The organism is Microvirga aerophila, from assembly GCF_003332305.1.
Lineage (GTDB): Bacteria > Pseudomonadota > Alphaproteobacteria > Rhizobiales > Beijerinckiaceae > Microvirga > Microvirga aerophila.
Genome location: NZ_QOIO01000033.1, coordinates 33,784 through 47,389, shown reverse-complemented (window position 1 = coordinate 47,389; position 13,606 = coordinate 33,784). Strand labels below are relative to the sequence as shown.

At 57.9% G+C, this 13,606-nt stretch carries 17 protein-coding genes; 8 read left to right on the top strand and 9 right to left on the bottom strand.

The features are described 5' to 3' along the window. Positions 1-12 precede the first annotated feature (12 nt). Positions 13-492 (top strand): L-2-amino-thiazoline-4-carboxylic acid hydrolase, encoded by a 480-nt coding sequence (locus DRB19_RS18225; RefSeq protein WP_114187451.1) that lies wholly within the window; start codon positions 13-15, stop codon positions 490-492. Between the two features lie 20 nt (positions 493-512). Then, entirely contained in the window at positions 513-1,970 is a 1,458-nt protein-coding gene (locus DRB19_RS18220) for an NAD(P)-binding domain-containing protein (RefSeq protein ID WP_162815746.1), read from the top strand. Between the two features lie 5 nt (positions 1,971-1,975). Here DRB19_RS18220 and DRB19_RS18215 read toward each other — a convergent pair whose 3' ends face one another. The 5 genes from DRB19_RS18215 to DRB19_RS30605 all read right to left on the bottom strand — a co-directional run bounded on the left by DRB19_RS18215 (position 1,976) and on the right by DRB19_RS30605 (position 6,733). Then, on the bottom strand, positions 1,976-2,818 hold the full coding sequence (locus DRB19_RS18215; RefSeq protein WP_114187449.1) for a VOC family protein: 843 nt from the start codon (positions 2,816-2,818) through the stop codon (positions 1,976-1,978). Between the two features lie 16 nt (positions 2,819-2,834). After that, positions 2,835-3,338 (bottom strand): L-2-amino-thiazoline-4-carboxylic acid hydrolase, encoded by a 504-nt coding sequence (locus DRB19_RS18210; protein WP_114187448.1) that lies wholly within the window; start codon positions 3,336-3,338, stop codon positions 2,835-2,837. Between the two features lie 380 nt (positions 3,339-3,718). Beyond that, positions 3,719-5,011 carry a porin gene (locus DRB19_RS18205; RefSeq protein WP_114187447.1) on the bottom strand — a complete coding sequence of 431 codons (1,293 nt, stop codon included), beginning with the start codon at positions 5,009-5,011 and terminating at the stop codon, positions 3,719-3,721. Positions 5,012-5,442: 431 nt separating this feature from the next. After that, complete coding sequence (locus tag DRB19_RS18200; protein WP_114187446.1) at positions 5,443-6,192, bottom strand: hypothetical protein; 750 nt, start codon at positions 6,190-6,192, stop codon at positions 5,443-5,445. 373 nt (positions 6,193-6,565) lie between these two features. Then, on the bottom strand, positions 6,566-6,733 hold the full coding sequence (locus DRB19_RS30605; protein WP_170148931.1) for a hypothetical protein: 168 nt from the start codon (positions 6,731-6,733) through the stop codon (positions 6,566-6,568). Between the two features lie 424 nt (positions 6,734-7,157). Between DRB19_RS30605 and DRB19_RS18195 the strand changes: the two genes are divergently transcribed. The 3 genes from DRB19_RS18195 (at position 7,158) to DRB19_RS18185 (ending at position 9,590) form a co-directional block, all read left to right on the top strand. Further along, positions 7,158-7,895, top strand: a complete 738-nt coding sequence (locus DRB19_RS18195; protein WP_114187445.1) for a hypothetical protein — start codon at positions 7,158-7,160, stop codon at positions 7,893-7,895. Positions 7,896-8,102: 207 nt separating this feature from the next. After that, a complete protein-coding gene (locus DRB19_RS18190; RefSeq protein WP_114187444.1) occupies positions 8,103-8,969 on the top strand; it encodes a calcium-binding protein in 867 nt (288 codons plus the stop codon). Positions 8,970-9,320: 351 nt separating this feature from the next. Then, positions 9,321-9,590, top strand: a complete 270-nt coding sequence (locus DRB19_RS18185; protein WP_114187443.1) for a GlsB/YeaQ/YmgE family stress response membrane protein — start codon at positions 9,321-9,323, stop codon at positions 9,588-9,590. A gap of 63 nt (positions 9,591-9,653) precedes the next feature. Here the strand turns inward: DRB19_RS18185 and DRB19_RS18180 are convergent, their stop codons facing one another. Next, on the bottom strand, positions 9,654-9,917 hold the full coding sequence (locus DRB19_RS18180; RefSeq protein WP_114187468.1) for a YgaP-like transmembrane domain: 264 nt from the start codon (positions 9,915-9,917) through the stop codon (positions 9,654-9,656). 138 nt (positions 9,918-10,055) lie between these two features. Between DRB19_RS18180 and DRB19_RS18175 the strand changes: the two genes are divergently transcribed. Beyond that, on the top strand, positions 10,056-10,550 hold the full coding sequence (locus DRB19_RS18175; protein WP_114187442.1) for a YciE/YciF ferroxidase family protein: 495 nt from the start codon (positions 10,056-10,058) through the stop codon (positions 10,548-10,550). Between the two features lie 83 nt (positions 10,551-10,633). On the opposite strand, the gene DRB19_RS18170 is transcribed toward DRB19_RS18175, so the two are convergent. From DRB19_RS18170 to DRB19_RS18160, 3 genes are all read right to left on the bottom strand, one after another. Then, complete coding sequence (locus DRB19_RS18170; protein WP_114187441.1) at positions 10,634-10,852, bottom strand: hypothetical protein; 219 nt, start codon at positions 10,850-10,852, stop codon at positions 10,634-10,636. A gap of 13 nt (positions 10,853-10,865) precedes the next feature. Then, positions 10,866-11,507 (bottom strand): acyl-homoserine-lactone synthase, encoded by a 642-nt coding sequence (locus DRB19_RS18165; RefSeq protein ID WP_114187440.1) that lies wholly within the window; start codon positions 11,505-11,507, stop codon positions 10,866-10,868. 89 nt (positions 11,508-11,596) lie between these two features. Next, on the bottom strand, positions 11,597-12,319 hold the full coding sequence (locus DRB19_RS18160; protein ID WP_114187439.1) for a LuxR family transcriptional regulator: 723 nt from the start codon (positions 12,317-12,319) through the stop codon (positions 11,597-11,599). Positions 12,320-12,436: 117 nt separating this feature from the next. Between DRB19_RS18160 and DRB19_RS18155 the strand changes: the two genes are divergently transcribed. Together DRB19_RS18155 and DRB19_RS18150 are read left to right on the top strand one after the other, a co-directional pair. Beyond that, entirely contained in the window at positions 12,437-12,820 is a 384-nt protein-coding gene (locus tag DRB19_RS18155) for a helix-turn-helix domain-containing protein (RefSeq protein WP_114187438.1), read from the top strand. A gap of 260 nt (positions 12,821-13,080) precedes the next feature. Further along, positions 13,081-13,605 carry a hypothetical protein gene (locus DRB19_RS18150; protein WP_174799984.1) on the top strand — a complete coding sequence of 175 codons (525 nt, stop codon included), beginning with the start codon at positions 13,081-13,083 and terminating at the stop codon, positions 13,603-13,605. Position 13,606: the final 1 nt, after the last annotated feature.

Below are 13,606 nucleotides of genomic sequence, written 5' to 3'. Positions count from 1 at the left end.
AGGAATTGCAGAATGGCCCAGCCCCTTCCGATTATCGAGCGGCGCCGCATCGAGGCGGAGCTTCTCAAAGAGGTTTATGAAACGCTCGTGGAGCGGCACGGCAAGGATGAGGCCAGGCAGATCATCACCGAGTCCGTGCGTCGTTCGTCCATGACGCAGGCGGCTCAGTTCGCCGCGCAGGCCCCGGGCGGAACGAGCCTCCAAAGCTTTATCGACATCCAGTCCAATTGGACGGCCGAGAATGCCCTCGAGATCCAGGAGATCCACCGCGACGAGAACCATCTCGATTTCAACGTTACCCGCTGTCGCTATGCCGAAATGTACAAGGCAATGGGTCTCGGTGAGATCGGGGGGCTCCTCTCGTGCAATCGGGACGGTTCCTTCTGCGAAGGCTACGATCCCAACCTGAAGATGACCCGGACGCAGACGATCATGGAAGGCGCAAGCCATTGCGACTTTCGCTATCGTTATGAAACGCCTTCGGAGGCTTGAGACCAACGGTGTTGGAGGACTTGAGGCCACTTGCGAATGATCGGCGCGCCGTGCCCATGCGGCTGATCGAGCACGAGCGACAGGTCGCCCGCGATCTTGAGATGCTCGGTCTTCCGGCCGCCAATTGGCCGGCCCAGGTGACGGGACCAAACGGCGCATCGGTGGCCGATGTTCTGGTGGTGGGGGCCGGCATGAACGGGATTGCCGCCGCCGCTTCGCTGATCTTCAAAGGTGTGCGCAATATCAGGATGCTCGAGCGAAATCCGGCCGGTCAGGAAGGGCCTTGGCTCTCCTTTGCCAGGATGGATACGCTGCGCTCCCCCAAGACCTTGCCGGGACCCGCGCTCGGAATCCCGTCTCTGACCTTCCGCGCCTGGTATGAGGCGGTGGTCGGCGCCGAGGCCTGGGAGGCGCTCTATAAAATCCCCAACGCCACCTGGGTTGATTATCTTGCATGGCTTCAACGGGTTCTAAGGCTTCCGGTCCAGCACGAGACGATTGTTAAGAAGATCACGCCATCGGCAGGTGTGCTGGAGGTAGAAGTCCAATCTCAGCGAGGGAACGAGACGTACTTTGCGCGGCGAATCGTCCTCTCGACAGGGCGAGGGGGTGCGGGCGGGTACCATATCCCGAGCTTCGTCGATCCGGCTCTCTGGCCTGATCTCGCGGCCCATACCAATGAAGCCATCGATTTTGCGCGTCTGCGCGGGAAGAGCATCGGCATTATCGGCGGCGGAGCGTCGGCCTGGGATAATGCCGCCACGGCTCTGGAGCAGGGCGCTTCGCGAGTGGACATGTATGTCAGGCGGCCGGCGCTCCCGCAGATCAACAAGGGCCGGGGCTCTGCGTCACCAGGCTATTTCTACGGCTGGGCCGGGCTGGATGATGCCGAGCGATGGTCATTGTTCGTGTATCTCAACGACGCGCAGGCGCCGCCGCCTCACGAGACCGTGCGCCGCGCCTTGCGTTTGAAACGCTTCAACATCCATTTGGGCAAACCCGTCGAAGCTGCAACACGTCAGGGTGGAAAGCCTCTGGTTCTTGTACGCGGCGAGGATACGCCACGGCCGCACGATTTCCTGATCATTGGCACGGGCTTCAGAGCTAATGCCGGGGCCATCACGGAACTAGCCGATCTGTCCCCTCTCGTGGCGCGCTGGCGCGACCGCTACGCCCCACCTGAGAACCTGCGTCGGTCAGACCTCGGCGAATTTCCTTATCTTGGCCCTGGTTTCGAGTTGTTGGAGCGGGAGCCGGGGCAATGCCCCGATCTTTCGCGCATTCACCTTCTCAATCATGGAGCAGCCCTGAGCCATGGGGCAGTCGCCAGCGACATCCCAGGCGTCAATGTCGCGGCCGAGCGGTTGGCGACGGCTCTTGTTGGAAGCCTGTTCAGAGAGGACATCAAGTCGATCCGCAGCGATCTTGAAGCCTTCGACGAGCCGGAGCTCGAAGGAACGCCTTTCTTCGTGCGCTGACGGCTCTATTCGACAAAGGCCAGAGCTACGCCGCCAGCCTGCTCGTTCGGAATGAGGACGCGGTCAGGCAACTCTTGAACACCAGTGATCCTGCCGGATCCCACGCATTGCTTCACAAGTTCGAGCGATCGTGTTTTCAGCGTCAATCCGACCATGCGATCGGAACCGTCCTGGCCCATCGATGCTATTCCGGTCAGATGGCGGTTGATCTCCGCGGGAGTGAGAAAGAACACGGATGCTCGTCCAGCCCGAAGGACGTGACCTCCTGGGACATCCGTGACCGATTCCGAACCGAAGATTGACTGGTAGAGCGCCGCCGTTTTCGCCGGCTCGATCGCCGCAATATAAAATTCAACGATATCGACCACGCCATTCGGATGCTGCCGCCACTCGTCCCGCCAGACGAGCTCAGGCGTGAAGTGCTGGCAGAAGAACACCCGCCCATTGGGAACAAGCGCCGATCCTAGCCTCGTGACACGAAATGCCGCATCCTGCGGCCCGCCGGGCAATGCGACCGGCCGGGAGAATTCGGCAGGGTTCTCCACCGGGATGCCCCGGTCAGCCAGTTCTGCATGGACGGCGAGCGCGTCGTCGGTCTTGAAGACGAGTCCGGTCAAACCGGCTGGGTGCTTCCAGAGGTCGGCCCGTTCCGTCCCGCGGCCTGGTTCGTACCCGAGAAGCTCGAGATAATTCTCTCCAAAGATGGCCAGGTGATTGCTAGAGCCGAGCGTATGGTGCCCACGGTCGGTGAGACTGAACCCCAATCGTTTGTATTGAGCGGAGATGCTGTCGAGTTCACCGAGAACATTGATGACTGTGTGGTCGAGGGTGGGTTGTATCTGCGGCATCGAATGTGGGACTTCCTCAAGAGACATCGGAGTTTTCGGGCCGTTGCAGCGTAATCCAGCAGCATCCGCCACCTCGCTTTTCGCTCCAGGTTTCATTCGAGAAGGCAAGGCCAGCGGCCTCGAATAATCCTTTGTCGAACGCCCCCGCGAGCTGACAAAGGGTGGCGATGCGTTCCGGAGGAAGACCCGAGGTATGCCAGGCATCCTTCAACGGGCATCGATGGACACGGATCGTCATGGCTTCGTCTGTCGCCTGCGCTTCGTGCGGAAACATCATGCCATTATCCGGACTCACCGAAAGAAAGCGCGCCCCAACGGATCTCGGGTCCTTCGAGACATCGCGAAACAGGGCCTGCGCCACCTCTTGGCCCCGCCGTTCAAGAGCCTGCATCATCACCGTACGAGCGCGCTCGGCTCCAACCTCCGTTTCCAACTCATCCAAGAGCAGTCGATAAAGGTGAGCACGATTCTGGAACGCATCTTCAAGCTCACGCCGTAATTTCGCGACCTCGTCCAGCATGCTCAGGTCTCCAGGGATTACGCGCACTTCGCAGGAGCCAGGATTGCGGCACGAGGGCCTTTGGTCAAGCGTGCATCCTTTTAAACGAACATTTTACGGCAAAATGCGCAAGCCGTACATAAACGAGAGCTCGATTATATCCGGTTTCGAAGCGGCCTCGATGCTGACTTGTAGATACTTTGTTCTTAATAAAGAACCTCTGTCGGTCTGCGATCGCCGCGCCATGGCGATACCTCGACTACGGTCGAGCCATTGGTTGCGATCCAGCACGCCGAGCGACGGCAGTGGGATCCATTAAGCGTCGCGAAATCGGAGTGACCGTAATAGAAAAACCCCGGTGGGATCACCGGGGTTTCCTCTAACCAATCGGATCGAGCCGATTAGAAGTCGCGCTGGACGCGCAGACGGCCTTCCCAACCATTGGAGTCCCGGAATCTAAGGTCGGTGATTGGGTCAATCGCACGGGAGTCGACGTTGGCGTAGATCACCTCGACGCCAAGATCCAGGCCGGCAACCGGCTGCCAGATCAGGTTGCCACCTAGGCGGTACTCGCGGAAGTCACCAGCGGTGTTGAAGGGCTGGCGGCTATCCGAGTCGAGGTACGAACCGAAGAAGTTCGAGCGCAGCTGCGGGGTCCAGTAGTGGCGCAGGCCACCGGCGACGGACCAGGCGCGGGTCTTCTCGAATTCGCCAGTCACCGGATCGATGGTGGCATCGGCCAGCAGAACCGAGCCATTCTCGAAGGCAGAGAACGGGCCGATGATCGTGCCGGCGTTGCCGCCGTCCAAATAGCGCGGAGCGCCGTCAGCATAGGTCGCCATGATCCAGGCTGCGTCGCCCGGAGCGAGTGCCGGAAGATTGACGCTGGCCGAAGCCGCAATGGCCCAGCCGTACTCGGTATCCGGGAAATCAGCGCCGCCGCCAACGAACGGAACCAGCGTGTTGCTGCGGATCTGGTGGACCGCGCCGGAGAGCTGAGCCGTACCCCAGGTGCCGGCGTACTTGATGTTGCCGACCACGTCCGGAACGCGCTGACCAGCGTAAGGCGCAGGGAGACCCGTCGCGGTGTTGACGAGACCCGCGCGACGCTCGAGGCCGTCTTCGAGCGACAGAGTGGCCGAGAAGCCGTTGCCGAACGAGAAGGTGTAGGCAAGAACGGTCACGTCCGGAGCGTCGTCGAAGCGCAGCGTGCCGAAGTGACCGGTGGGCAGGTCGCCGTTCGAGAAGAACGAGGTGACGCGACCAGCGGTGAGGCCGCCGAACTGCACAAACGCCTGAGTGATGTTCGGGCTCGTGACGATTGCGCCGGTGGTTGGGAAATTGAACGACGTGCCGGACGAGCGGGTGATCTCGTAGCGGATGTAGGCGCGCAGCAGGCCGTAAGCGGTCGCCGTGCGAGTGTCGATGTTCAGACGGCCACGGGCGCGGAAGCCGATGGCATCCTGAGCGCGGTCGACTGGTTCGCCGTACAGGTAGTCGGCGCGAACGCGGCCGCCGACGCGGAGGCAGGTTTCGGTGCCGGGGATGTAGAAGAAGCCCGAACCGTAGGTGGAGCAGACGCGAACATAATCGACAGGCGCGGCCTTCGCGACGGGAAGATCGGCGGCCTGAGCCCCGGCAACGGCGGCGAGACCCGCGACCGATCCGAGCAGAAGGCTTTTTATAAGCTTCATTGATGGTCCTCCAGAATTCAAAACCCTCTTTGCTGAATATTGGCATTCAGCTCGGCGCGAGTGACAGAAAGTTCGTGCCTCAGTCATTGTTCGTGCCTACGGCTTGAAACCGTGGTCGCAGTGTATGAGCAGATTGGTGAGCCGCGCTATTGTAAAACCGCAACACCTTCTGTTTTAAGTCAGTAAATGATTAGTAACCAAAAGTAGTACCTACAAAGTATACGATAGGAATTCAAGTAAAAACTGTGTGAATACAGTCATGTATTTGACAGATAGAAATCGCTGTGCCGTACTCAGCCAGTTTTCGGATTGACCTCCGGAGACGAGACCCCCTTACTCAACCCTGCCCCCGGGCAGGGTTTTTTCTAGCCACGACTGACCATAAGAGGCCACGCGCCGGAGCGGCTGGAAGTTCTTTGGTCGTGCGCTGCTCAGGGCCTGCGGCCCGATCTTCGATAGATGCCGGAGAATGAAACGTTGATGCCGCCGCATCTCCTGTTGTCCTCTACGAGAAGAAACGACCCGAGCCTTCGCATCCTGACGCGACAATCAACTTCCTCGCCTTGGTCGTAGGGGAGGGTGGTGTTCGTTCCCATCGTGAAGGCCGCAAAGCCGCTGGTCGGCCTCACGCGGCCCTCAAGCTCTCCAGTGCTGACAAGCCCCTCTCTGTCTTGGCGGCTTGGCTCGCGCGCCCCAAAGCTTGCCTCTCCCCTGATGCGGATTTCGCCTGCACGTGGCGTTCGGGCAATGGAAATGGTCTGCTCGGGGCCTGACGTCCACCGACCGATCCAGCCATCGCTGCGTGGGGGCGTTCTATCGGGCAGAAGGACAACCGCGTTGCGTGGGAGCCAGCCGGTGCGACGAAGGCCCCTGGGGTTGATATGATCTGCGCAAAGAAACTCCCTCTCGACAACACTGACGATGATCTGGTCTCCAGGACTGACGAAATCCTTCTCGCGGCATTTCGGGCTGTTGCTGGGACAACTTTGTTGAGCGCTGGCGCTCTTGAGGAAATGAACGCGACGCTCATTGCTTTTAACGGCCCCAAGGGAGATGGCGGTTCCGGGTCCTATGTCACGGACGCCATTGCAGTCACCAGCGTCGGCGCGGGCCGCGTTCCCACCTAGGGACGTGAGGAGCATCGTTGTAGCGATGGCAATCCAGGCGGTTTTCAATTTCATATCGCGCAGCTCGAATGACCATCATGTTCATTTCTGTTCCCGATCCCGCGGATTGCATCGATGTCGACATGGCATCCTTTGAGGCTGACGTCAGGATCAGGTTGAATGAAATAGCTGCCAAGTGGTCCGAAAAGACAAGGCTGCAACACGCTGTAGCGGTTGATGGTTATGGATAAGCCAAGAAAAAGGCCGCTGTTGCCAGCGGCCGAAGTTTAGGGAGGAAACGCCCAAGAAGGGCAGCAGCACCACGACGCCAATCGCTGTGCTGCACTGCAAAAGATAGTTCAGGCCTAAACGCTGTACAAGATGAAAAGGACAGCATGGCTGCCCAATATTCGGGCGTCCGCCCGTCGCTGGTCTCATCAAGGGTTTGCTAGGCCTCGGCTGGGGGCGTGACTCCAAGGTCGTTCAGCTTGGCCCGAACGTCCGCACTCGAGCGTTTCAGTTTGAGGCTGATGATGGAAACGGGCACGCCTTCCCGGGCGAGAGCCACCAGCGACTGAACGGCTTCGAAGGTCCAAGCGGATTCTGGTGAGTTCATGGCCTTTTGTCTCCTTGCTAAGCAGGAAGCGTCTTCTCCAACTTGGGCAAGATCATGAAAAGCATCGCACGGATCAGCGGGGACTCTCGAGAGCCGGAATTGGGATGCTTGGCACGGGAATTTCTTCGGGGCAGATCACGAGTATTTTAGCAAAACCGACACACGTGGTGTCTTTCCAAGCGTATTTATATAAAGGCCCTCGGTTAGACCGGCAAGGTAATGAAATAGTGCTGTTCTGGTGACTTGAGATACTGATTTATTAACTTTGTATTACACCAGCCCTTCTGCGGCAACTGAGAGTAAATTTCATCCTGATGCAGGTGTGGGAACGCACATCTATGTAAAATACTCTATATTTGGATAGTAGCGTTATTAGCTTGCATGCGACTCATAGACGCCACCATCACTGTCGAGGAATTGACCAATGACATTAAAGATTTGGGGCGCTGAGGACCTTACTCGCACAAGCGCTCAAGACGACGTCGTCACGACTTTGCCCAACGGTGGCTATGTGGCCGTTTATTACGTCACCGGCGCAGGTCTCCAATTCCAGATGTACGATGGCGCTGGCCTCAAGGTGGGAGCGCCGGTCCCAGTTCCGACAGGCACGACGCGTTTTGCTGATAATTTCGACGTGCAGACCATCGGTTCAAACGGTCAGTTTGCCGTAAGTTGGACTGAAAGGGGCAGCCCGAACACTGTGAAGTCGCACGTGTTCAATATGGATGGCTCCCGGATAACTCCGCAGGCGATCATGGTTGCTGATGTCGGGACCTCCTCGACCGGCAGCACGCCATCGATCGCTGCAACGAGCACGGGCGGCTACGTCACTGTCTACAATCATTCCAACGACACGACGGTGAAGCTCGCCGTGCAGGACGCGAGCGGCAACGTGATCAGCACAGCCAATGTCAGCGTTCAAAATGGTGCGGAGCGCCCGAACATCACGCATATCGGTGGCAGTAAGTATGTTGTCAGCTACAGAACAACCGTTGCTACCACTGCAGACCCTGAGACGGGGGTTAAGTACAAGCTGGTTGATATATCGGCTAATCCTCCGACCGTCAGCGATAGGGTCCACGTTGGCGACGGCTTCAATTCCGATGTCATCGGCTTGAAAAACGCTAACGGAGACCTGAACGGAGACTTTGCTGTCGCCTAAACGAAAGGTCCGGCCGTCAAGGTCACCATCTACAAGGCTGGCGGCCCTGTCACGGTTGATCTTACAAGTGCGGGTTGGGATCCGGGCAATGGCGAGTTCGTTGATGCCACGGCTCTCAAGGGCGGGCGTATCGCGTTCGTCTACAGCAAGGCGAATGGCGGCGATTTTGGCGACATCTTCCTGCGCACAGTTGATGCCAACGGCAACATGAGCGGTGAGCTTCTCATCAACTCGAGCGCAGCCACGGACGGCTCCAATCCGCAGACAGCGCCCTCGGTTGAAGAAATGGCGGATGGCCGCTTGGCGATCACGTGGCACGATAATGGCGACAAGGTTTCGACAAATATCGTCAACGTGCGCGAAGCAGCCGTTACGGTGAACGGCACTGCCGGTAATGACGTCTATGCGGGCTCCGATTACAACGGCAATGTCCTCAATGGCCACGGCGGCAACGACAAGTTCTTCGGCGGCAGCGGCACCGATGCCATTGATGGCGGCACCGGCATTGACACTGTAACTTACGAAAAAGCGCTCGCGGGGATCACGGCAAGCCTAACCGCCAACCGCGGAACTGTTGGCGATGCGGCTGGAGATACTTATGCGGGTATCGAGAACTTAACCGGGTCGAACTTCAACGATACCTTGACGGGGGACCGTGCTGCAAACGCCATTGGCGGCGGCGCCGGAAACGACAAAGTCTACGGCGGTCTCGGCAACGATGTGCTGACGGGTGGTGCTGGGAAGGACATCTTCGTCTTCGATACCAGGGCCAACAAGACGACCAACCGCGATGTCATCGAGGACTTCAGCGTTCGGGACGACAGCATCTATCTAGAGAACAAGTACTTCACCAGCTTCGGCAGTAAGGGTTCGGCCACAAACCCCCAGAAGCTGGACAAGGACTTCTTCAAGGTCGGAACCAAGGCTCAGGAGAAGGATAATTACCTGATCTACAACAAGAAGACCGGTGTGCTGTCCTATGATCGGGATGGCTCGGGCAGCGCCAAGGCGGTCGATATCGCTGTCCTGGATAAGGGGCTCTCGCTCAAATACACCGATTTCTGTGTGATCTGACCAAGGATCACTGCCTCCAGGGCTTTCTGAGTTCGCTTGACCTGGAAAGCTCCATACCGGGCTGTGCCCGCTGCGCAAATGCGCGGCGGGCGCTTTCTTGTCGAGCATGCTAACCGTGATGCGAACCTCCGAGATTGAGCCTTCTTATCTCCAACAAGGCAAGCTGCTGAGAAGGATGGTTCTTCCAAACCTTAGGCACTTCCAGAAGCGGGAAAATGACCAGTCCTCGTCATTTGTGAGCGTCCGTTCCGAGCTATGCCGATCAAAAGCAAGCGAAAATCTACGAGGTCCCCGCAACCTTAGCCGCTCGTAAGCGTTCCCTGTGCAGCCTAACGACATAGGGATCATGTCATGAGCATCATCTGGACAATTATCATTGGATTTGTGGCTGGCCTCATCGCCAAGCTGATCATGCCTGGTCGGAACGAGCCCTCCGGGTTCATTCTTACCACCATTCTGGGCATCGTCGGCGCCTTTGTGGCGACTTATCTCGGGCAGGCTCTCGGCTGGTACCGGGCCGATGAAGGCGCTGGTCTGATTGGTGCGGTTGTGGGAGCGATCATCGTTCTGTTCATCTACGGCATGATCGCGGGTCGCGGCCGTTCCACTACGTCCTACTAAGGCGAGACTTCATCGAGACCCAAGTTGCTGGCCGCCTTCTCACGGAGGGCGGCCCGCACTTTACTATGGTCGGTGACCGATGCGTCCAGACGATTGGTCGGAGCCGACCAGCGCCGCCTTCACCGGGCAGTTCCCCACATAGCCCCGCCAGGCAAGATAGGATCCGCCCAGAAGGGCAATGACGTTGAGAAGCGGGTTCGGCCTCGGCTTCGCGCCAGCGGCGGCCAGGCCCAGGCCTGCCACGATATAGGCCGCCCGCTCGGTCGTGCTAAGATTGGGCGGTCCGCTAAGAAGCGAGCCGCTGTCGGCAGAAGTGCTGTTCGCCACGTCGAATATCTCCTTGGATGTCGTGAGCCGAACGCGACGCAAGCCGCTACAGTTCCGCGGGCAGAAGGCTCTGTTCGGTGCGGGAACTTGCAAGCTTGACCATCGTTGAGTCCACTCTCACGCGTAAGGAGTGTGGCGATGGCAGCCAAGGAAAAGACCTTAGACGACCTGTTCCTTCATACGTTGAAGGATGTTTATTATGCTGAAAAGCAGATCCTGAAAGCCCTGCCGAAAATGGCCAAGGCGGCCGAGTCGGAGGAGCTGAAGCAGGCATTCGAAACGCACCGCATGGAAACCGAAGGCCAGATCGAGCGCCTTGAGGAGGTCTTCCGGATCCTCGGCAAGGCAGCCAGAGGCGTGCAGTGCGAGGCGATCAACGGTATCATCGAGGAAGGCAAGGAAGTCATGGAAGACTTCGCCGAGAGCGTTGCCCTCGATGCCGGTATTCTGGCGGCCGCTCAAGCTGTCGAGCATTACGAGATCACCCGCTATGGCTCCCTGAAGACCTGGGCCGAGGAACTCGGCATGACCGATGCGGTTCGGCTGATCGATCAGAACCTTCAGGAAGAGAAGAAGACGGACAAGCTTCTGACCGAACTTGCCGAAGCAAGGGTCAATACCAAAGCCGCCTAAGGCTCACCTTCAATGAATTGATCAAGGCCCTGCGCTTGAGCAAGCGCGGGGCCTTTTTGCGGCGATCGACCGCGCCCGAAGCCTCAGTGTTGTTGGCCTTTGCCCGGTCCACCCGCCGCCAAGGTCAGGCGCAGATATCCGGATGGTTCGACGTTAAGATCGGCCTTCATCAAAGCGGGGTCTTCGAGGAGATGCATGAAGGCCAACAGCCTCAGCCGGGTGATCGGCGGGAGGTTCGGGAGGATATTGGCCACCGTCTGCGCCAAGAGGTCGGTGATTTCCTCTTGAATGAAGGAAGCCATGAAGTGACTTTCATCAGGCGGCGACATAGGGCACCTGGTCCAGCACAGGAGTAAGCTTGCCTCGTCGCACGAGTCCGGAATCGCGAAGGCCTGCCAGCCGAAGAACGGAGTTCAGGCTGTTGGAGGAAATCTCGATTGCCGCGGCGATGCAAAGCTGTCCCTCGATCAGGCTCGGAAGAGCCAATGGACGCACTTTGAAGCCCGCTTGTTGCCAGCGCGGAAGCCACCACATTTCGACCACGGCCGTTGCCTCTACGATGCCTTCTTTTAGGCAAAACTCTTGGAACGCGGCCATGAGACGACAATCGGTGCGTCCCGTTCGGCGCTCCTTGACGACGAAGTACCGCGTCCATTCGAAAACATTGAAAGCTTGTGGAATCCCCCGCGTCGCGAGATAGGGGAATACTTCGCTGATCATATGGGATAAGACCGTCGGATAGAGCCTTTGTCCGCCGACGACTTTGTCCTGATCAAGTGCAATTAAATAGATTGTATGATCATTGTCGTAATCGTCTATTTCAATTTCGTCTGGCCTGTCTAGTTTTTTCCAACCTTTCTCTCGAACGAATACTTGGTGCCTGGCTCTGAAATAACTTTCAAGCTGATCTTTATATGGCGCCTTATTATCTGAAGTTACGACGTGTATTTGCGTCATGAGTATAGTCCCCCGTTCGTTATTAAGTCCGGGGGATATATCTCTGGTTGGATTGAAAAAAGATATTGTAGAAAGTTACAGGTTAACTCTCATATGTGAATGGCGCGGGCAACCGCCTGCGTCTTGTTGGTCGGTCCCAGTTTTTGACATGCGCTGACGATGTGGGCTGTCACGGTGCGCTCCGTGATGCCGAGAATCGCTCCTGTATCGGCGGCGGATTTCCCCGCCGCGGCCCACACGAGAGCTTCGCGCTCGCGCAGCGTGAGCTGGTTCGTGCCCCTGAATGCGCTTGGGCTCAGCAATTTGCGGATGCGCTCAAAGGCGCACATGCTCATGAGATGAAGGGCAGGTTTCGTATGGGAAGATATATCGAGATCCACTCCGCTCATGGACAAACAGGCTTCATAGCCGTTGATTCCATGAATCGGCAGACAGAAGCCCTTGACCATCCTGAAATCGGTCGCTCGATCCATGACGTCCGCGGCCTTTGGCTCCCCCACGCGGTCGTAAGAGGCTTCAGACCAAGAGAACGGATTAACTGTGTTGCGGCAAAGACGAATAATGGGATCGGCGCGTACATAATCGTTCTTTGAGTAGGTCTCGAACCAGCCATCCGGCCATTTCTTTAGAAGAACCACGTGTTCGAACCGCTCCTTCGGGTTGGGCAGGCCAGTTATGATAAAATTTTCAAACCCGAAAAGTGCAAAAGACTTATCCATCACATCGATGACGTCTTGAGGTGTCTCAAGATCGTCTAAACTTTCTATGAAAGAGAAAGCCTCTTTTGCATGATCAAACATGTGCCCGGTCATGGCGCCTCCCTCTGTGCAGGTATGCAATCATTAGACGCATACAGAAATATAGCAACTTGGAGTTTTACGACATGATAGAATGTCGCTATATGCTCTGAGCGAAGATGGGAGAGCCCCGTGCATAAGAAGTCGCCAGGTCCGATTGATAGGCATATCGGCAATCGCGTCCGGACAAGACGCATCACCATCGGGATGAGCCAGGAGAAGCTCGGGGACGCTCTTGGCCTTACTTTTCAACAAGTTCAGAAATACGAGAAGGGCACCAACCGCATCGGTGCGAGCCGTCTGCTGCAGATCGCTCATGTGCTTGACGTAAGCATTGAGTTCTTCTTTGAGGGGCTTCCTGACGCCCGGGCCGGGGTTTCCGGTGATAGCGCCATGGCCGAATTCCTGATGATTCCCGAAAGCGACCGCCTTGTCCGCGGTTTCCTGCGCCTCAAGGACGGAGAGGCCCGCAAGAAGGTCACCGACCTGGTCGATTGGCTCGCCTCCGCCAGCTGACAGATCGCCGCCAAGTCAGGAGCACGGCGTAGAGGACGCAAAGATGCTGGCTTGGACCATGTCGGCCTCGATGCTACCGTAACGGGATACATCTCTCAGTCCGGCCCAATCCACTTCTCCGATAATCTGGCTAACGGACGGAATCTGCTCGAACATTACCTGCCGGTAGGCGTTTACAGGCGCATATTCCTTTGGAATCTCGCTTGGGGAACCTGCCGCGCTTCTGGCGGTTACTCCCTCGCGATTGAGAGAGGTTGACCATGGGCGCGGGACAGCAAAACACTGGCAAGAGACAGGACGATATCCACGGCGAAGACTGGGATGCCCTCAGGGGCGATGTAAACGATATCGCCGGCGCTGCGGTCGAACGTGGCCGTCACTTCATCGATGCGGCTCGGGAGCAGGCAACAGACTATGCCGGCCGCCGTAAGGATGACATCGCTCAGTCGGTCGCCGACTTTGCCACTTCCCTGCGGGGCTCCACCGCGTCCTTCGAAGAACGGCCCAATATCCGCGCAGTGGTGGACAGTGCCGCCGAAGGGTTGGAGCAACTTGCGGACACCATTCGCGAGCGCACCTTCGCCGATATCTTCAACGATTTCGAAAATGTCGTGCGCCGTCGTCCGGCGACCGTGGCGGCAGTCTCCGTCGCTCTGGGTTTCCTGACGGCGCGTTTCATCAAGAGCACGGCCGAGGATCTCAGGCACGACAACATCATGCCTGCGCAGACGCAGGGCGGTCGCGGGCGGTCTCGGCGGGCCCAGAGCTCTCGCGCCGGCGCGTGAC